General features: G+C 65.0%; 3 protein-coding genes. All 3 read right to left on the bottom strand.

What is annotated here, in order from left to right; translation table 11 throughout:
* Positions 1-134: 134 nt before the first annotated feature.
* Positions 135-13997 (bottom strand): Ig-like domain repeat protein, encoded by a 13863-nt coding sequence (locus ACYOEI_RS06470; RefSeq protein WP_462848542.1) that lies wholly within the window; start codon positions 13995-13997, stop codon positions 135-137.
* Between the two features lie 584 nt (positions 13998-14581).
* Entirely contained in the window at positions 14582-15631 is a 1050-nt protein-coding gene (locus ACYOEI_RS06465; protein ID WP_462848541.1) for an amidohydrolase family protein, read from the bottom strand.
* A 130-nt stretch (positions 15632-15761) separates the two neighbouring features.
* The gene (locus tag ACYOEI_RS06460) at positions 15762-20231 is read right to left on the bottom strand and encodes a beta strand repeat-containing protein (protein ID WP_462848540.1); all 4470 of its coding nucleotides are present in this window, start codon (positions 20229-20231) and stop codon (positions 15762-15764) included.
* Positions 20232-21024: the final 793 nt, after the last annotated feature.

Below are 21024 nucleotides of genomic sequence, written 5' to 3'. Positions count from 1 at the left end.
GAGATCATCGGCACGGCCCGTGACCTCTCGGGTGGGGCATCGGGCTGCATTGCAAGTGGACGGCCGCCCGAATTAACCGACGACACGATCCGGCATAAGCGGGCCCGTGCTGTTTTGCAGTCCAGAATCTTCGATCACCGGACACGAACCATCACGCTCGATCGCCGGTTTCCGGACGATGCGAGTGGGCCGTCATTTCCATTTCGGGTCCAGTCCTTCGGCTCATCATCGAGCATGAGGAGCGTATCCACGAGCGAAGGAACGGGCGCCGAGATCCCGTGTCGCCCGTTGTCCACCTTGAGTGGGGAAAGGAGCGGAACACGCTGGACTGTGGAACCGAAGCTGCCTCCGTTCGCGATCGAAGCGGCCGCGGGGCCCTTCGGAGTACTCGAGACATTTCCGGATCGCGTGTGGATCGTCGAAGCCAATTGGGCGCTGTTGGAGACCGTCGGGGCGATGCTCGATCCGGTTGCCGGGACGGGGGCTGTTGCACCGGCCGTGAGGCTATTTGTCTTCGCAGCCGCTTGCACGACAAGGTTCAACACGGCGGACGTGCCGGCTTTGGTGTTGCCATCACCTGAATACGTGATGGTGATCGAGTGAGTGCCGACCGCAAGGGACGACGTGGTCGTCGAGACGGATGCGATCCCCTTGCTGAAGCCCAGGGTACGGGTGTCGATCTTGTTCGGACCGTCCATGAAGATGACGGTCCCGGTGGGGATCCCACCCCCCGGCGCCGCGACCTTGACCGCGGCATAGAGCGTCGCCGTCTGTCCGAAGGTCACAGAGGTTGACGCTGCGGAAGCGAAGGCGAGGGAGTCGGCCTTTCCGACGTTGGTGACGAGCGTGGTGGTGGATGCGGAGGGGAGGTTGAGGGAGTCGCCTGCGTAGGATGCGGAGAGGGAATGGGCCCCGATGGCCAGGGCGGAGGTGGAGAAGGACGCGGTGGTGACGCCGTTGGCGGTCTTGAGGTCGCCGGTGCCGAGGAGCGTGGCGCCGTCCATGAAGGTGACGACACCTGTGGGCGATCCGGTGCCGGAGACGGTGGCGGTGAAGGTCAGTGCCTGTCCGACGACGGGAGAGGGCGTCGAGGCGGCGAGGGCGACGGAGCTGGGCCCCTTGACGAGGACGTTGAGGACGGGGGAGGTGCTGGTCTTGAGGTTGGCGTCGCCTGCGTAGACGACGGTGATGGAGTGCAGGCCGGGCTTGAAGTTGGCGACGACGAGGGAGACGCTGACGACGCCCTTGGAGAGTCCGAGGGTCCTGGTGGAGAGCTTGGTGGAGCCGTCCATGAATGTGACGGTGCCCGTGGCGTACCCGGAACCCGGGGAGGCGAACTTGACCGCGGCGTAGAGAGTGGCGGAATCCCCGTAATTGATCGAGGTGCTGGCAGCGGATGCGAAGGCCAGTGAAGAGGCCTGGCCGACGGTGAGGCTGAGCGGCGAAGAGTCGCTGGCGACGTCGTTGGAGTCGCCGAAATAGGTAGCGGTGAACGAGTGTGTGCCGAGCTCGAGGGGCGACGTCAGGAAACTCGCCGTGGCGACGCCATTCTTGACGACGATACTTGCCGTACCGAGCTTCTTCGCCCCGTCAAAGAAGTCAACACTCCCCGAGGGCGTCCCGGCGCCTGGGCTTGTGACACTGACCGTACTGACGAGAGTGATCGATTGGCCGACGACGGGCGTCGGGGTCGCGGTCGTCACCACATTCGTGGTGGCATCTTTCTCGACGGTAATCCCGAGCAGAGGCACCGTCCTGGGCAGGTCGACCGCAAGGCCGCCGTACGCCACCGAGGCTACGTGGGTGCCGACGGAGAGCGAACTCGACGTGAAGGATGCCTGGGTGACGCCGGCAGCCGTGGTGAACTTGGCCGTGCCCAGGCTCTTGCCACCGTCCATGAAGGTGATCGTGCCCGTCGGGAGAGGTTCCCCGGGCCCCGGTACGCTGACGACGGCCGTGAATGTCACGGCTTGGCCGAAATCCGGGTTGCCATTCGACGACCATGTGGCCTTCAGTGAGTAAAGCGTCCCCGTCTTTGCATCGAAGGCGATCGCCTGGACGCCGACATCGACCGCTTGCCACGACATCCCGGTTGTGAATTCGTTGTAAGAGAGGACTTGGCCGTTGGAGTTTAATCCGTAGATTGTGCCCGAACGGTTCGCCAGGACCATGGACACGAATCCGTTACCGACCGTCGTCCAGTGTTGGTCGGTCTGAGGGGTATAGGTCGCGATCTCCCCATTGGCGTTCAACGAGAAAAGGCGGCCGGTCCTCGGGTCGAGGGCGAGTGACAACGCTCCGTCCCGGATTGGATTCCAGTTTCCGCCCTGAGGCGTTTCCTTGAAGACCGAAACCTGGCCGGTGAGGCTCAATCCGTAGACCGCACCTGTGAGCGGGTCGACGACCATCATCGACCATGTTGACTCGCCGAGGGGGGCGGGCACGTTACCCGAGATGACAGGATTATATGTCGCAATCGTTCCCGTGTCGCTCAGCAGGTACAACGTCCCCGTCCTTGGATTGAGCCCGATCGACTTTTGGTGGTCGGTGATTTGGTTCCAGTTCGCGCCGGTGGTCACCTCGTTGTAAGAGATCAAGACGCCCGCTGTTGTCAGGGCATAGAGCGTATCGGTCTGGTCGTCGAGCGCGATCGTGACCACACCGCTCCGGATCGTCGTCCAGGAGGAGTTCGAAGAGAATGCCTTGTGCGCCTTGACGTCGCCGGTCGTCGTTAGTGCGAAGAGGGTGCCCGTCTGCGCGTCGAGGGCGATGGACTGGACGTGTTCATTGAACTTCGCGCCGTTCGGGCTGGTGAGGCGGTTGAAGGCGACGACTTCGCCGGCCCCGTTCAACCCGTAAGCCGTGTCGCTTCGGGCGTCGAAGACCATCGACTGGAAGCCCGTGCCGATCGACTTCCATGTCCCGTCCGGCGTCCTCGCGAAGAGTCCACCGTCGTTCCTGAGCTCGTACAGGGCGCCGTCGCTCGCGACCGCGAAAGAGACGACGTCGGAGTCGAGATTGGCCTCAACGACCTCGGTGTGATCTCCTGCGCTCACCGGAACATAGAGTTGGTTCCCCCTCATCTGGAGGTCGCCGTTGCCCTTCAGGATGTAGAGCGTGCCGTCGGGCCCGGGTGCGAAAGACCTGACGTCCGACTCGATCGGACCCACGTCGAAACGGGACAGGACGCCGTCGCCACCGAGCACGTACAAGGTGTCGTGCTCCGAGAGCGAGAAGGAGAGGACGTTCGAGGCGATCGTGGCACCATTGAGGAAGGTCAGGGTCGCGTCGCCGTGGAGCACGTAAACCGCACCGTCGGAGTCGATCGAGAACGACTTGACGTTCGTGTCGACCACGCCGACGCCGTCTTGCGAGAGCTTGCCGTCGCCGCGCAACCAGTAGAGTGCCCCGCCGTTCGAGAGCTCGAGCGAGGTGACGTTGCTGTCCAGGAGGCTTCGGTTTGTGCCCTGGTCCTTCCAGAGCGACCCGTCGGTCTTCAGGGCGTAGTTCGCCCGACCCTGGGGATCGACCGCGGAAGACTTGAGGCTGGAGCTGACTCCCTTGGTGTCGGTGACGGTGACGAGGAAGGTCCGGGAGCTGCTGTTGCCGAACATGTCGGTGGCGGTCACGACGACGGGCGTGACGCCCAGGTGGAAGAGCGAGCCGGATGGGATCGAAGTCGTGACGACGGGATTCGGGTCGACGAGGTCGGTGGCGAGGGGAAGGGCGAAAGAGGCCTTTGCGTTGCCGAGGTCGTTCGCCGAGATGGTGATGTTCGTGAGTGGCTGGATCGTCGGCGGAGTGGTGTCGCGGACCGTGACCTGGAATACAACACTGGTGGTGTCGTCGAGCAACAAGGTCCCGGGTCCGACGGGCAGGATTGTGACGTTGCCCGTCGGGATCCCCAGGGGGACATAAATCGGGGATGAGTTGTTGCTCGGCGCGGATGTCGTCGCAACGACCGTCGTCAAGCCGATCGGGAAAGTCGTACCGCTGGGAATCGAATAGGTGACCGTCGACGTTGGAACGGTCCCACCGGCCGTCGCCGGAGGATAGTCGACGACCGCGCCATCCGGCCCGGTCGCCTCGACGGAGATGTCGGAGTAGGAAAGGACGATCCCGGGGACGTTCGTCACCTTGTTGTACCACAGACCATAAATGTTGTAACCGTAATAGTGGTCCTGGTACGGGTTCAAATTGGGGTTCCAACGCTGTCCGTAGATGGTCCCCGTGAGTGTCGCGGTCCCGTCGGTGTGGATGAAGAGAAAATCGGAACCGAGGTAACTCGTCTGGCCATACATCCTGAGGCTGTCGGTGCCCCACTCGAAGTTGACCGTGTCTAGGCTGCTTTTTTGCCCGCTGAAACGTTCGTTGATCGCCGATGGCCACGTATAAGTGGGGGTCGAATAGGGTTGGTTCCCGTGGCCGGTGTAGGAGTAGTTGACGTCGACGAGGGCGGATTCGGCGTCCCAGCCGCCTGAGTATGCCGTGACCCAGGGGAGGTCATCCCACTGGCCGACCCGGAAGTCGACAGGAGCGCCACCTGTCTCGACACCCAGGGTCTCGATGGCATAAGCGTATCCGAAAGGCTTGAAGTTGCCGTTGACGAGGAAGCCTTTCCCGAATGCCAGGATCGTGTCATTGGGGCTGGCCCGGTAGATGATCTGGTCGTGTGAATAGATCGGGTCTTGGTACTGCCCCTGGTATCGATCGCTGCCGTCGCTGTAATAGAGGATGTCGTAGGTCGAGTCATTTCCCGTGGCATTGAGATAATCGGAGCCCGGGCCGCCATCGATGGTATCCGTCCCATCACCACCGTAGAGGGAATCGTCGCCGGCGCCGCCGAAGATCGTGTCGTCGCCCCCAAACCCCTGGACCGTGTCGTTGTCGTCGGCCGTCTCGTTGTCGTCGCCTCCCCGGATGAAGTCGTTCCCCGCACCTCCGTTGATGGTGTCGTTGCCTGGTCCACCGAGCAAGGTGACGGGATGGGATGCGGAGAGTGCGTTGGCGTCGATGACGTCGTCACCCGGGCCGCCGTCGATGGTCAGCGACCAGAAGCCGGACGTGGTCACCGAGGCATCGCCGTTCACAGCAACGTCGGATCCGTCTTCGGTGAGCGTGAACGTGTTGGGGTTTTCATCTCCGAGGATGACGAGCGAATTGGTGCCGGGACCCCCGTCCGCGTGGACCGGGATCGTGCCCAGGATGGATGAGACGACCGAGTCGTCGCCCGGGCCCGCCTGGATATCGACGGACTCGAAATACAGGTAGCTGGTCGAGCTCTCGAACGTGACGGGTCTACCTTGGATCGGGATGATGCTGGTCTCGGTGACCTGACCTGGATCGACCCTGATGACGTCATTTCCGACACTCCCCAGGACGACGAGTCGATCCTCGCCGTCGCCTCCGTAGAGGGCATCGTTCAAGCCCGTGCCGGTGTAGATGACGTCGTCGCCGACTCCGCCACGAAGTGTCTGATTGTTGCCGGGCCCGGCGTAGAGAGTGTCGTTGTCGGTTTGCCCCCACGAGAGGTCGACATCCGGCACGTCGTTCGCGTCATCCAGTTTCCTGTCGGTGCCATTACCACCGATCAGCGTGTCGTCGGCATTGCCGCCGAGGAGAGTGTCGTCGCCGGCGCCGCCCACCAACCGGACGGTCGTGTCCGCGGCGTCGAGGTCCGAGTGGTTCGGGTCGGTGTCGCCCGGCCTGCGGCCCGCGGAGCCGGCGTCGGTGAGATAATCGTTGCCGGTGCCGCCGTCGACGTAGACCGTCAGGTAAGCATCCTTGCCGGTGGCCACCGTGACATAGTCGTCGCCGCCCAGGGCGTCGACCTCGATGTTCTCGATCCCGAGGTGGTCGACGGTGACGTCCTTGTCGTGGGTATTCGAGAGGAGGGTCCCCATGCCGTCCAGGCCCGAGAAGCGGACGTGGACCGACTCGCCGGGGTTGGACCAGACGTCGATCGTGTCGGCCCCAGCGGACCCCTGGACGACGAACGTGTCCTTCGATTGATCGGACGTGCCGCTACCGGGGTCGGTGCCGCCGAAGATCGCGTCGTCGCCGGGGCTCCAGTAGATCGTGTCGTTCCCCTGGCCGGCGTCGATGACGTCCTTCGCGTTACTGCCGTGGATGACGTCGTTACCATCACCGCCCGTGATGATGTAAGAGGGCAAGGTCTTGGTACTATCGTACCACTTCGCGTCGAGTCCCTTGAGGTTTTGCAACTCCGCGGTCAGGTTGGCACGCGCCTTCGCGATCGCGTCCTGTTCCGTTTTGAGGTTGTCGCCGTAGGTCGTCAAGAGGGTGAGGTAGTGGGTGTTCAGGTCCGAAAAATCTTCCCCGTAGATGTCCTTTAGTTGCTCGAAGGTGCTTTCTTGAGTCGTGGCGCTGAGCGGGTATCGGGCCGCGACGTTCTTGATCGTCGTGGCCGAGAGTTGACCCGCCCAGTCCTGGGGAAACTCGAGGAAGGCGATGAGCTCGGAAAGGTCCTCGATCTGCCCGACGATCCTCGTCTGGGTGACCTGGAGGGTGTTGATGAGGTCGTTCTCGGACCTGATGATGTCGACGATCTTGAGTCCTGCGTCCTGCGTCGCGATCGGGCTGAAGGCGCTCTCGTCCCACCGGGTCGCATCGATGTGGTCGTTGCCGTCGTTGCCGAAGATTCGGTCGTATCCGCCGCCGCCGTAGAGGTCATCGTCGTTTGCGCCGCCGTCGATGACGTCGAGCCCGGCGCGGCCGTCGACCCAGTCGTTGCCCCCGCCGGCGAAGATCACGTCGTCGCCGTCGCTACCGAAGATCACGTCATTGCCGAAGGCGGCCCCGATGCCGTCGCCGCTCGCGTCGTCGTCCCCGTAGATGATGTCGCTGGCCGTATCGCTGGTGATGGTGACGCCGTAGAGCGCCATGATGCCGACGAGATGGTTGAGATCGATTTTCGAGACGGGCGGCGTGCCCGGATACTTGCCGCCGATGAGGGCGTCGTAGTTGACGTTACTGTCGCCGATGATGAAGTCGTTGCCGTCGCCGCCGTAGAGGAAGTCGCTGCCGCCGCCGCCGACCAGGATGTCGTCTTCCGTTTCGCCGAAGAGGGCGTCAGCCCCGGCGCCTCCGAGGAGGGTATCCTTGCCGTCGCCGCCATGAAGCTCGTTCGTCGCCTTTCCGCCGATGAGGAGGTCGTCGCCCTCATCGCCCCACATCGTGTTCAGGCCGCCGCCACCGATGAGCGTGTCGTTGCCCGCCCCGCCGTCGATCTCCATGCGCTGGGTGAACGTCGAGTCGACCTTGACGCGGTCGTCGCCCTGTCGGCCGGCGATCCGGAAGACCTCGACGGAGGCCGGCATCGTGTAAGTGATCGAGCCGAGGTCCTGGACGACCTCGCTTCCCGAAAGGTTGCCTGCGGGGTCGTAGATCCAGTTGACGAACTTGTCCGAGATCTTATAGGTGCGTGACTTCGCGTCGACGAGGCTGACGGCGATGTCGTCGTTGATCGGTTTGCTCGAGGAGTCGGCGTCTCCCCCCTGGAAGACGACCACGTCGCGGTTGGGTCCGCCGTCGATCGTGGTCCCGGAGGCGCCGCCGGCGGTATTGAGGTCGAAGACGAACGTGTCTTCACCCTGTTCGCCGTAGAGGCCGTCCTGGCCGGTGCTGGCGTAGAGGGTGTCGTTGCCCCCCTTCCCTCCCGAGGGCTGCTTGTCGGGGACGATGCCGCCGATCGGCAGGCCGCTCGAATTCTTGGTGTCGCCGTAGTCGCCCACCAGGAGGTCGTTGCCCTCGTCTCCGCGGAGCGTATCGTTGCCACCGTCGCCGAGGAGGAGGTCGTTGCCGAGGCCGCCGAAGAGGGTGTCGTTCCCTTCGTCCGCGGCGGCGACGGGCTTCCCTTCGCCGTTGAAGGCGTCGCCGTGCAGCACGTCGTTGCCGAAGCCGCCGTCGAGCGAGTCGCCGCCTCCCCCGCCGAAGAGGACGTCGTTCCCGCTGTCGCCGAAGAGGGTGTCGATGCCCTTGCCGCCGAAGAGGGTGTCGCTGCCGCTCCCGCCATACATCGTGTACGAGTGGCCTGCGCCCAGCGTGGAGTCTCCGGCCTGATAGACGTTCGAGACGAGCGTCCAACCGACCTGGAGGACGTCGTCGCCGAGGTCGCCTTGCAGCCACTGGCCGTCGGCCTCGCCGGCGAAGAGCCGGTCGTTGCCCGAGCCGCCGTCGAGCGACTGGCCGGCCCCCGTCCCGCCGTAGAGGCGGTCGTCTCCCGCCTCGCCGGAGAGCTGCTGCGAGGCGCCGCCCCCACCGACCAGCACATCCTCGCCGTCGCCCCCGCGCAAATTCTGCGATTGGCCGATCCCCGCGAAGAGCTGGTCGGCCCCCTGGCCGCCGAAGAGTTGCTGGCCCTGGCCGGCCCCCGCGGTGATGGTGTCGTTTCCGAAGCCACCGTCGAGGGACTGGTTGACCCCGTCGCCCCCCGAGATGACGTCGTCACCCGCGCCGCCCGTGACGTTCGCGGGGCCCGCGCCCGCCGTGAGCCTGTCGTTGCCGTCCCCGCCGTCGATCGTCGCCGAGCCCGAACCGAGGGCCCGGATTGTGTCGTTGCCCACCCCTCCCCGCAGGTCGACCGGCAGCGAGACATTGGCGTCGATGGTGATGGTGTCGTTGCCCGCGCCTCCGTCCGCCACGATCCTCGAGACGTGGAGGTACTGGATTGTCTTCCCGAAGGCGGTGACCTTGACCGAGTTGTCCTCGTCGCCTCGCGTGACGGAGAAGGTCTCGTCGCCGTCGTTGGTATCGCCGAAGACGCGTTGGCTGGCGTAGGCGCCCATGTTCAGACGCAAGTCGCCGTTGGAGCCGAGCGTGGCGAGATGCGGGGTCGTGTCCTGCGGGGCGGTGATGTCGAAGCTGACCAGGGTGATCTTGGCGAGCGTCCAGTCCTGGCTAAACAGGGTGATGAACCCGATGAACGGGGCGTCGAAGCCGATCTTCACGTAGGCTTTAAACTGGGCACTGATGTCGCCATGCCCGTCGAAGAGCCCCAGCGGTCCCTGCTGGAAGTCGGCTACGATCTCGTCGAACCGGACCTTGCCGTCGTTGTTGGGGTCGTGCAGGCGCAATCCCACGTCCGCGAAGAGCCCCCCGCCGACCCCGGCCTCGGCGAAGACCACGTTGATGGCCGCCGCGGCCGAGATCTCGCCCCAGAAGTGGACCTGGGGGTCGGCCGTCGTGACGACGTAGAAGCCGTCGGCCACCTTGCCCGGGTCCTTGAACCCGCCCTCGGCGAACTCGCGGATGCCGTGCGTGTCGAATGCGAAGGTGAACTGGGCGCTCGCCCCGATCGAGCCCGTCAGCCTGGCGCCGAGCGGCCCGAAGATCCGGAAGAACTGCGTGTAGGTGAAGTCCAGGCTCATCTTGGGCATCGCATACTTGACGATGTCCACGTCCTTGCCGAGCAGGAGGTTGAAGACCTGGGTCGGGTCCTGGAGGATCGGGAACGAGAACCCGGTCGAGTCCAGGAACGCCCCAGCGTCCTTGGACCCGGGGGTTAAGAGGGCGTCGTGGATCTGCTGGCTCGAGGCCGGGTGGGGGTTCGAGTACTGGATCGACCCGCCGAAGCCGCCGATCTGGAGCGGGACGCCCTGGCCGTTGCCGTTGCCCCCGGCGACGTCGAAGCTGCCCAGGGGAATCCACGCGTCTCCCCCCGATGTCGGGATGCTGAAGACGAAGTCGATCAGCTTCTTCGCCTGTGCGACGAACGTCTCCGTGTCGGCGGAGACGTAGCCGAAGAGCTTGGCGAGCTTGATGAGGGTCACCTCTCCGGCCAGGTCGGAGATGACCGGGATCGGGGTGGTCAGGACGTCGATGATCGGCTTGATCGGCGCCAGGACCTTCTGGATGTCGCGGAGGACGCCCCCGACGATGCCGCCCGTGAGCGCCCCGACGTTGAGCTGGATATTCCCGAAGCCGACGTTTTGGAGGTTGCCGCTCGGGGCCGTCGTCGTGTTGAAGACCCAGTCGAGACGGAACTCGGTCCGGAGCACGGTCGCAAGCGCATTGCTCGGATCCTGGCCGTTGCCGAACCCGGCGGTCAGGTCGAGGTCGACGTGGGCGCTCGCGTCCAGGGTGACGGTCAGCATCCGGCCGAGGGGGCTGTTGTTCAGCTCGGTCTCGGTCAGTCGGCCGTCGAGTGCGGACCCGATCCCCGGGTCGGTCAGGTCGACGTCGAGCGTCCCCTTCAGTAGGGTCGGCGTCGCCGAGTGGTCCTTCACCCCGAGGTTGAAGAGGAAGAGGTTGCCGGTGGCGTTCAGCCCGGGGACGCTCGCGGCCAGGGAGAGGGTCAGCTCGTCCGCATGGGCGGTGTCGATGTAGAAGCCGTCTTTCTTGTTGACGCCGAAGCCGAGGTCGAGGGAGAGGCCGGCGTCGAACCGGGCGGTCCCGGTCACCTTGAGCCCGAGGCTGTCGAGGCCCATGTCGATCGGCAGCATGGTGACCGCCAGCGTGCTGAACGCGAGGTGGAAGTGGATGTCGTCGCCGGTGGCCGTCACATCGACCTTCGCCGAGGTGCCGAGCGCGTCCTGGAGGACGGACTGGATCAGGTCGGCGGTGATCTGCGGGGTCGTCTTGAGGGCATCCTGCCAGAGGTCCCCCAGTTTGTTCCGGAGCGGCTCGATGAGGTCGACCACACGCGAGAGCTGGCCGCCGACCAGCGGGACCGTCACGCCGTCGACGGCGCGGTCGAGGGCGTCTTGCAGGAACTGCAAGAGGCTGTCGACCCCGCCGATGGCGTTGCTCAACGGCAGGCTGTCGAGCGGATTGCCGACGGCGACCTTGATCGACGGGGCGTTGACGGTGGCCTTCTCGGGTTGGTTCAGGTCGGCGACCGTCAGGGTGAAGGAGCCTTGCGCCTGGTTCTGGGTCGGGAAGAAGACCGGCAAGGCGGCGGAGAGTTGGCCCTTCAGTACGCTGACGAAATGGGTGTCCACTTGCGACGCGAGGTAGCGGTGGGACGTCCCCGCGGACGCGAGCGAGACGGTCCAGGTCGCGGGCTGGGCGACCGTGCCGCTGTCGAGCCTGACGGTCCCGCCCCGGACGAAGATGCCGAACGGGCCGAGCGCCGCGTCGAGGTTGATCGCCTTGCCGTCGATCATCGCACCGACCGTCAGTGCGCTGTTGTCCTTCACGTAGACCAGGGGCGAGGCCGGGTTCGTCAGGTCGATCGACAGCCCGAGCTGCACGCTGCCGTTGACCTGGAGCGCGACGACCCCCGCCGCGCCGACGTCGATGAACTTCCCGAGGGCCGGCGAGACGTCGTAGCTCAGGTGGACACCCAGGCTGTCCTTGAACGCATAGGCGAGGTTCAGGTCGAGCGTTTTGTTGCTGAAACTGAACAGCGAGCCCGACGACGGGACGAGTGCGGCGAGCCGCTGCGCGAGCTCGTCGAGAGTCTGCGGCGGGTTCCGTCTCAGGTCGTCGATCGCCGCGTCGAGCTTGGCCGTGACACTGGCGAGGTCGGCCAGGCTCTTGTTCAGCAGGGGGATCTTCTGCTGGAAGATCGCGGATTGGAGCTCCTTGGCCAGGAAGTCCCTCCCCGCCTGCAAACCCTGCATCGCCAGTGAAATCGTCAGGCCCTTCAGGTCGATCCTCGGGTCGACCTTTAATGACAGCGTCGTCGGGTCGGCGACGTTCGTCCAGTCGACGGTGATTTTCGCGTCGGACGGTAGCGTGACCCCCGCGAGTGGGGCACGGAGGCTGACGGGTAGGTCGACGTGCGCCGTGCCCGAGAGCTTGGAATTGGTGACGAGCTTGGCGTAGTCGGTCGTGTCGGCCGGGTCTTTCAAGAGGTCGCGGACGACGTCCGTCAACTCGTCGAGGCTGATCCGGCCGTCCTTGGACGCCCCTGCTCCGGGGTCGGCCAGGGAGAACGACCCGGCCGCATGGAACGTGGCGACGCCGTTCGATATCTTGAGGCCGACGGCTCCGAGGTTCGCGGTCGCGGCGATCCCGGCGGCCTTGCCGTCGAGGCTGAAGCTGAACGAGGCATCTCGGACGAACGCGTGTCTCTCGAGCGTGTCCCCGTGCAGGGGCCGGCCGGAGACGGTGCCGGTCCGGCCCCCGTCGGTGCCGAGGATCCCCAGGTCGGTCCCCGCGGGCGAGTCGTTGGCGGGGGAGACGGCCAGGTTCGGCGACTTGGTGCTCGCGGACCCCGAGGGGGCCGTCACCTGCTGGATGAGCAGGCCGGCCCGGCTGGCCGGGTCGATCACCACGCGCACCTTCCCGTTCGAGGCGCTCTGGATCCGGTCGATCACCTCCTGGATCGTCTTGGCCCCGTCGAGGTCGACGGTGAAGCTCGAGGCGTCGGTCAGGGTGACCTTGATGTCGGGCTTGGTCGTCCCGTCCGTGCGGACACCGGCCCCACCATTGAGGCTGCTCAAGAGCGTGCTCGTCGTGAGGACGAACCCGTTGCCGAGCGGCGTCAGGACGATGCCGAAGGTCAGGCCCGCCTGGACCTGGGGCGTGAGGCCGAGCGACGCCGAGGCCGTACCTCCGAGTACCCCCCCGGCCAACCCTCCTTGATTCAGGTCGATCTGGAAGGGGGCCGTCTTGTCCTCGGCCGCGAAATCGGCGGCGGTGGCGGTGAACGAGAGCCGGAAGGTCAGCTCGTTCGTCGTCGGGGTGAAGCCGAGGCCGACCTGCGAGGCGGTGAGGCCGAGGACCTGGGCCAGGAGCGCCGAGAGGTCCTGCGCGGTGATGAACTTGGGGATCCTTTGCTTGCCGGTGCTGTCCAGGCTGCCGATCAGGCCCACAACCCTGGCCCGGAATGCCTGCTCGAGGTCGACGGCCTGGCCGAGCGTCAGCCCGGAGGCGAACGGGGCCTGCTTGGCCCAGACGTCCTGGCCGAGCTGTCCCAGGCGTTGGCCGAGCTGGGTCAGCAGCGTCTGGACGTCGCCCGGTGCGATGAGGGTGAAGTTCCTCCAGCCGTCGAGATTGAGGTATCCGACGGTGGGGTCGCCGGGCTGGGAGAGGTCCGACGCCCGGACGGTGATCGTGCCCTTGGCCGTCGTCCCGCCCAGGGTCGCCTGGACCGGGAGGGTGGCGTCCAGCGAGCCCGTCGCGGCGACCTTGACGAGGGTGTCCACCGGCCCGGCCAGCTCGGCCAAGGAAATCCGGCCGTCGTTATTCGAGTCCTGGAGGGTCAGGCCGGCCGAGGCGCTCAGCTGCACCGAGCCCTTCTGCACGGCGGCCCCGAGCATGCCGACGTTCAGGCCGAAGTTCAGGTTGGTCGACTGCACGGTCGCCGACGCCTGGAACGCGGCCGGCGCCTTCAGGTAGAAGACCGGCGGCTTCGTCGTGTCCGTCGTGTCCACCCCGAACGTGAGGGGAACGGTGAGCTTCGCGACCACGTCGAGATTGGCCGTGCCGTCTGGCTTGAGGTTCTGAGTTTGCCCGGCGTTCGTGAGGTCGGACAACGCGGTGCTCGTCGTCGCCTGGGCGGTGAGCTTGAGGCCAAACTCGGAGACGCCGCCCTTGATCGAGAGCGTGACGAAGCTCGGGTCGATCGAGGCGGTCAGGGCCGTCGTCGACACGCTGACCTTCTTCAACGCATCCACGAGCCCCTCGGCGGTCGGGCTGGTCGTCGCGGCGAAATACGCGTGGACGGCGTCGCCGAGCCCCTTCTGGAGGCCGTTCCTGAGCCCCGAAGCGATCTCGTCCGACACGAGCGGGAAGGCGTGCAGGAACGCCTGGGATCCAGAGAGGCTTGCTGCCCACGCCACGACCTTGTCGACACCGGCGTTGATCGCCGCGACCTGGGCGGTCGTCAGCGGGGTTGTGGTCGTGGCCGCCGCCTGGACGTGGATCAGCGGTGAGGTATTGGTCGCGAGCCCCGATGCCAGGAGGGTCCGGTCCTCCAGCCATTCCAATGCGAGCGTCACACCCTCCGAGACGGCGGGCCTTCGCCGGCGGCGCCTGATCGACGGGGAGGGCGTTCGACGATCGAGTCTCGGTGAGATGCGATCCATGGGGGGGGGGATCCTTTCGGGGGCCAATCTGAGCAAGCGTAAAGAGTCTAGTCAGAGAATTTATTGACTGTCAATTACAAGAATGATTGCCATGGATCCTAAATGAACTAATTCGTTTTGTTGGATGATGCGTGGTTGCATATTTGGTGCGTAGGCGCGACAGTACCGCTCCGCGGCCCGAAATCCCGACGGGGATCGTGGTGGCGAGAGTGTCAATGGTTCCTGATCGCTCGTCGTGCGCACTCAGAAAGGGTGGGCGCAATGCGATCTTAAGCCGCTTTCGTGGCCATTCCGGGTCAACTCTTCAGAGATCGTCGCCTCGAATTTGCCCAGGAGCCCTCGATTTGGCCTCGCTTGCCACCGAGGCTGTAGGAGTCGTCACATCGAAGATGGAGTGTGGAGCAGACGCTTGGCTACGTCGCCAATGGTCCGACGCCGTTGACTTGGATGTTGCATTTGGTCATCAATGGTGCCGTTGTCTTCGTGACATCTCGTCGCGATTTATGATGAAAAAACCGTACACGTCGTTTGGAATCCTATGTTGTGATCTCTGCTTGGAGAGGGACACCTCCTCGGTCGGATTTTCAGACGCCGATCCCGGGGAGCCACCGCCGGGCATTGTCCCGGAAGAGCTTCCGCAGGACGGGCTCGGGCAGGGCGAGTCCACGTGTCGGCCGGCCTTCGTAGTCCATCTTGGCGTCGCCGGAGAAGAAGTCCCAGTCGACGGTGTGCCGGGCCAGGAGGCCCTTGGCCCCGATCGCCGGCGGGATTTCGCGCAAGCCGAAGTCGGTCGCGAAGAGGAGTCGATCCTGGTACTTGATGAGGAATTCGCGGGCCCGGTCGCGGTTACCTCGGGCGAAGTACCGGATCCGGGCCGCGGTGTCGACGGCGAAGTTCGGGTAGGTGTCGAGCCGCTTGGCCAACCGGCCGAGGTCATCCTCGTCGCTCCCGAGGTGGCAGCCGACGACGCGGAGCTTCGGATACCGGGCGAGCACCCGGTCTCTTGCGCCGAGGATCGTCTCCTTCGACGGGGCACCCGAACGTCCCAGCATGTGCCACTGCGGGTTCTTCGAGTAGTACGGCAGCTCCGGGTTCTTGTCGTCGAGCGGCAGCCAGGCCCCGTCCGGTTCGGCGAGGTGGGCGATGAGTGTCCGGTCCTGCCGACCGATGGCCTCGTAGACCGGCAGGAGGGCCGGGTCGTCCGGCAGGAGGTAGGCGCCGGACTTCCCTCGGATGGCCATGCCGATGTTCTTCCAGATCTTCACCCCGATCGCCCCGTCGTCGAACGTCTTGCGCAGCCTTGCCACCGTCCGTTCGGCGAAGTCGGGCGCCTCGAACCCTCGGGCGTCGATCGTCGAGGCCCAGGCGAGCCTCCCCCCGCTGGCGTGCGCGCCTTTACGCGTCGAATCCAGCTTCGACTCGAGGTCAAATGCCTCGTTCCCTTCCGTCGGGCAGACCACGATGTCGAGCCCGCTCCATTTCGACTCGCGGAAGCTCTCGTACAACGCAGGAGCTTCGCGGTGGATGTGGATGTGTGTATCGATCTTCTCGAAATCCCCGCCGGCTTCGGCCAGGGCAACCCGGCCGAGCAGCGCCGCCGGGGCCAATCGAAGCACGTCTCTGCGAGTCAACATGGGGCACCTCGCTCGGAAATGGCCGTAGGGTTTGCCATCGGCTCTCGCGAAGAGGATATCCGCGGCGCAAGCGAGGTGCCATCGATGGCCGGTCCGGGGAGCTCGAGCCGCGTCCCCGGGCCGACGCCGCTCAGCTTTTCTTCTTGGCGCGAGTGGTCGCCAGGAGTTCCGAGGCGAGGTCGGTCAGGAGCGTGTCGATCACCCCCTGCCCGACGACCTGGTCGATCGCGCCGACGGTCGTGGGGGGCACGACGATCGCAACGCCGAGTACGGACGAAACGGACGTGTTCAACGTCTGAATCGAACTGCTGGACACCGAGCCCGTCGAACCGCTTCCCGCCGAGGCAATGTCCGAAGCACTGCCGCTGAGTGTCAGCTTGTCGACGATCAGAGGGAGCGTGATGCGTCCGCTGCCGCTGAGGGTCAACATTGCGGAGGGTGCGTAAAGGGTGCCGCTGCTGCCGACGACGCCGCTGCCGGAAATCGAGACGCCCGCGGTGTTGCCGCGGTCCTGGAACAGGAGGACGCCGGCATAAGAGCCGCTCGAGGGGGACGTCAGGCTGACGGTCCCACTCCCGCTGACGGTGAAGGCTCCGTAAGCACCGCCCGACCCAGGGAAGGCCGCGTTTGTATTATAGATCGTCACTCCCGTGCCCGAGACGCTGGCGCTGCCGGCCACAGTGAATCCGCCCCCCGCGATGATATAGATGCCCGGGTTGAGGGTCAGGTGGGAGCTCCCGGAGGCGTTGATCTTGGAATAGACGCCGGGATTGAGTGTGAGCGACCCGTATGTCAGGTTGACGGCCGCTTGAGCCACTCCGGGAGTGGGGGCGGCCAGATAGGCGAGCGGGTCAGCGACGGTCGCGACCCCGGTAACGGGCTTCGGGCTGAAGCTGGCGCTTCCGGTGGCCGATGTCCCGCCCACCACCAGGATCCCGGCGGCCTTGACCTGGGCGCTGCCGCTGGCCGAGACGGCTGTCTTCGCGTTGGAATCGACGACGACTTCACCGGCCATGTTCAGCGTCGCGCTGCCGGTGAGCGAGAGGGACCCGCTCGCGGTCGGGTTGAGGACGAAGACCGAGGGGGAGACCGTGATGATCGATGTCGCTGAGGCCGACTGCCCTCCCACGTCTTGGATCGTGACGAAAACCGTCTCGGCGCCGGCGATGCTGTAGAGATGGGCCCCCGAGATGACGAAGGCCGTGCCGAGCCCCCCCGGCTGGCTGATCGCGCCGGCCGAGGTCGTGCCGTCTCCCCAGGCGATCGTCGCCGCGAAGTCGGTCGCCCTCCCGTACGGGTTGGAATCCGTGAGCGAGGCCACCTTCCCCGTGAACGCGATCCCCTGCGGGATGGTGATCGGGACGCCCGTCGCCGAGATGGGCGCGTCGCTGACCGTTTCGACGAGCAAGGCGGAGCCTGTAGAGCCGTGCGCGTTCGTCACGGTCACGGTCGTCGTGAAGCTGCCCGTATTCTTGTAGACATGATTGAGGCTAAAGGCGTGGCTGCTTGTGAACGCGAGCGCCTGATTGCCCGTCCCGTCGCCGTAGTTGACGATGGCCGTCCAAGGGCCGTTGGAGGCCGAGTCGCTGAAGGAGCCCGAGTCGAGGAACGTTGAACCTTCCACGATCGGAGACGCCGGGCCCAGCGTGACCACCAGGTTGGCGGCGATCACGTTGACGGTGAATGTCCTCGTGGCCGAGAGCCCGAGTCCGGGGTCGGTGACGCGTACGGTAATCGCTTTGGTGGTCGGACCGGAGGGAGGCGTCCAGGAGAAGACCCCGGTACTGGGGTTGATCGACGCACCCGCAGGAGCCCCTACGTCCAGCGAGAAGCTCAACGAGTCGTGGTCGGGCTGCGATGCCGAAGCCGTGAACGTGAGGTTGGTCCCGGCGTTCACCGTTTGGTCGGAGATCGCCGCCAACGTCGGCGGCCGGTTGGTGTGCACGACCACGAGGGTCAAATCCGTGGAGTCGTAGAGTGGCGAAAGGAGCGATACGGTTCCGAGGGTCAATCCATGGGCGGTGGAGAACGTCCCGGAAAGTGAGCCGGCTGAGACGACCTGGAAGGTGTTGCCCACGTCGAGGAGGAGCCCGTTAGTCAGGCCCACGTTCAAGGTGCCGTCGAGAGTCGCGCTTCCGGAGACGACCAGTCGACTGTACTGCGTCCCCGCGGCGAGACCGCCGAGACTCACGTCGAATGCTCCGGTCGCTCCCTGCGTGTAGTTGCCCTGAATGGTCAGCAGCCCGGCCGTGCCCGCACCTCCGGGAATGAGCTCACCGGAGTTGACGACGTTCCCGACGATGGTCCCGGTCCCGACCAGCACCCCGCCGTCGATCGTGAAGGGACCGCCGTCGAGCTCTCCTCCCTGGAGGATGGTCGCCCCGGTGGTCTGCGTGTACGAGCCCGAATTCAGGAATGCCCCCGAGGCGACGGTCACCGTCCCGAAGTTGGCGGCGGACATCGCGAGCGTCCCCTGCAGGACGTTGATCGTCCCCGTATTGACGACCGGCATCTCGAAGACCGTGCCGACTGTCGCGTCCTGGATCATCGTCCCATCGTTGACGAACGACGTCTGCGAGCCGTCCGCGCCGGGGCCACTGATGGAGAAATACGGCTCGGCCCCCCCGAAATTCAGGATCCCCGTCGCCTCGTTGTGAAACGAGCCGCCGAACATGCCCACGTAACTGAAATTCGGCGCACTGAAGTCGGCATTCCCGAAGTTATTGACCGTCGCGTCATGGAATTGTCGGTTCCCGTCCTCTTCCATTGACAACCCGCCGTGGGCGTTGACCGTCACGTCCTGGAGTAATCCGAAGATCCCCCATGTGAAGAGTCCACCGACGTCGACGGTACCCGACGTGGTCAGGCCCGAGCCGACATTCATCGTGAGCGGCCCGCTGACGACGTAGTTGTCGGTCCCTTGTAGTGTGCCGTTGATGGTGAGGACGTCTGTGGAGAGGGTGACGGGGCCTCCGGCGGCGGGAGCGATCGTGTCGGTGCCGTCGACCTGGAGGTAGTGCCCGAGGTCGAGGACGTTGCCCGTGATGTTGGAGTAGTAGAGGCCGGTGCCCCCGGCGGCCCGGAAAGAGCCCTGGTCGTCGGAGATGTTGAGTTGTACCGTACCGTCCGAGGAGATGGAGGAGGGGTTGGTGAGTTGCTGTGCGGTGAGAGTGAGAGAGGTGCCGGCGGCGGCGAGGAAGGAGCCTGAGCTGGAGCTTGGCATGCCGTCCCTGCCGAGAGCGACGGAGCCCGCGTTGAGGGAGAAGGAGCCTTGGTTGTTGAAGGGGACGGAGAAGTTGGTGTCGTCTGAGAAGGAAGCGGAGATGGATCCGAAGTTGTTGATGGAGGCGTTGGAACCGTCGTTGACGTCGAGGTAGCTGCCGCCTCCCGTGAGTGAGAGCGAGGCCCCCGTGAGGTTGTTGAGAGTGGCGCCGCGCAAGAGGAACTGGTTGGGGGCGACGATGTTCCAGGAGGAGTTGGCGTGGAGGTTGAGGGTCGTCCCGTCGAGGCGGTTGGCGCCGAGGAGTTGGGCGTTCCCGTAGGCGTCGACGGTCCCGGAAGTCCCGAGGGTGGCGGCGAACCCGAGCGTCAAGGTGTCGGCGATGTCGTAGTTGTCGGTCCCTTGTAGTGTGCCGTTGATGTTGAGGACGTCTGTGGAGAGGGTGACGGGTCCTCCGAGGGCGGGGGCGATGAGGTCTGTGCCGTCGACCTGGAGGTAGTGCCCGAGGTCGAGGATGGTGCCCGTGATGTTGGAGTAGTAGAGGCCGGTGCCAGCGGCGGCCCGGAAGGAGCCCTGGTCGTCGGAGATGTTGAGTTGTACCGTACCGTCCGAGGAGATGGAGGAGGGGTTGGTGAGTTGCTGTGCGGTGAGAGTGAGAGAGGTGCCGGCGGCGGCGAGGAAGGAACCGGAGCTGGAGCTGGTCATGCCGTCCCTGCCGAGAGCGACGGAGCCCGCGTTGAGGGAGAAGGAGCCTTGGTTGTTGAAGGGGACGGAGAAGTTGGTGTCGTCTGAGAAGGAAGCGGAGATGGATCCGAAGTTGTTGATGGAGGCGTTGGAACCGTCGTTGACGTCGAGGTAGCTGCCGCCTCCCGTGAGTGAGAGCGAGGCCCCCGTGAGGTTGTTGAGAGTGGCGCCGCGCAAGAGGAACTGGTTGGGGGCGACGATGTTCCAGGAGGAGTTGGCGTGGAGGTTGAGGGTCGTCCCGTCGAGGCGGTTGGCGCCGAGGAGTTGGGCGTTCCCGTAGGCGTCGACGGTCCCGGTTCCGCTCAGGATTTGCGCGAAGGCCAGGCTGAGTCCTCCGTGGACGGCCAAGGCGCCATCGACCTCGAAGGTTCCTCCCTCAATCGAGAGGTTGCCGTCGATCTCGGATTCGGACCGGATCGCAAGCCGGCCTCCGTCGATCTGGAGGGAAGCCTGGCTTGTGACGCTTTGGACCGTATCGTCGCCGGATCCGTGCGTGACCGTGATTCCGGCTTGGTCGATGACGACGTCGTCGTCGGGGCCGGGGACGCTGCCGGTGCTCCAGTTGGCGGCCGTGTCCCAGTCGCCTCCGCTTGGGTTGGTCCAGGTCACGGTCGAGAGGAGCGTCCGAGGCTCCACGGGTTCGCAACCGGGTCGGAGGGACCTGACCGTTCGGCGCCGGGCTCGGAAGAGGGAAGTTCGTGCGGGCGATTTCTTCGGCGAGCGGGGGGTCGAATGCGACATCGTGGGTGCGTTCCTTGGAGCTCGGATCGAGACGGTGGAGAAGGTCGGGAGAGCCTAGAGTTCCGTCGATGCGCAACCATGGCCTGTCGATGCAGCGATCGGCTTCTGTCGTCGCGGTTTGTTGCAAGTGGTCCGCAAACGTTGCGAAGGTGCGCACAACGAACCTTGTCCCGAATCCGGCCCGGTCGTCGTCGACCGAGGTGGGGGGATTGGCAAGTTCCATATGCTCTCACTCCAGACCCTGCAGCCTATGTTCCGCACATCCGCCCTTCATTTTCTCTGAATTTCTTTCGCCTGTACTCGCGATCGGTGCACTCAACGAAGACTCGCCGTGCCAGCCTTCGGCGGGCGCTGTCCCTATGGACCGTGGCTACGGCACGGCTTTCTTACTCGCGGAATTCCGCCGAGCACGAGGCCATTGTTCTCCCTGTCCCACGCCTTGGCAATGTCCCGCCACCTGACCCGTGATTCTCGACGACCACTTGCGTCGACGGCCTTTGACGTAAGTCTTGCGGGCCTCGATATATGTCAAGGCGAGTGAACATAAGTATTTTTTGGAAATTTTTCACCCTTGACGATTCGTCTCTCCCGACCAATATGGTCACGGGTATCGCCACGATCTCACCCCCCGTTTCGCGGGCGTGTCGATCCCTTGCCAAAGGCGGCCCATTGTCAGGAAGCCGAGATG

Source organism: Singulisphaera rosea (assembly GCF_054877945.1).
The sequence above is the reverse complement of the archived record's forward strand: the minus strand, read 5'-3'. Positions and strand labels throughout refer to the sequence as shown.